The organism is Bacillus sp. LR--39 (assembly GCF_053613335.1).
This window is the reverse complement of record NZ_JBSIOT010001599.1, coordinates 1-517: the sequence shown is the minus strand read 5'-3', so window position 1 is coordinate 517 and position 517 is coordinate 1. Positions and strand designations below refer to the sequence as shown.

At 46.6% G+C, this 517-nt stretch carries 1 pseudogene; it reads right to left on the bottom strand.

Annotated features, from left to right (window positions below):
* Window positions 1-517 (bottom strand): annotated as a pseudogene (oatA, locus tag ACWHAR_RS32015) (peptidoglycan O-acetyltransferase OatA); the annotation flags it as partial.

The following is a 517-nucleotide window of genomic DNA, read 5'->3' as shown; positions in this document are numbered from 1 at the left end:
TAACAGGGTAGTGCCAAAGATAAATTCCGTAAGACCTCGTTCCAAGCCACCGAAGCGGCCTCCATGAAAGCAGATTGCCTAAAAAGCTGCTCGGATGGCAAACACATGCAATAAGGATTGCGGCAGTCACGCTAATGAATAGCATTCCGCCTCTGTAAAGAAAAGGCTCGTATTCATCTGTGAAATAGACACACAACACTAAAATACAAAATGCCGAAAATTCAGTGGCGTGCAAAGTGTGCTTCAGTTTGCTAGGCAGCCTGTTGGAAGACAGCCTTTTCATCGGCCATACCAAAGCCAAGGCACATCCGATGAGAAGTCCAAACGAACGAGTGTCTGTGCCATAGTAAACGCGGCTCGGATCTCCGCCAGGTTCATACAGTACGCTCATCATCACGGCTGAACAAAGCGCAAGCAATGATATCACCGCAGCCAATCTGGCGCGGCTTTTCATTATGTACATTCCAACAACTAAGAACATCGGCCATATGATATAAAATTGTTCTTCAATCGCCAG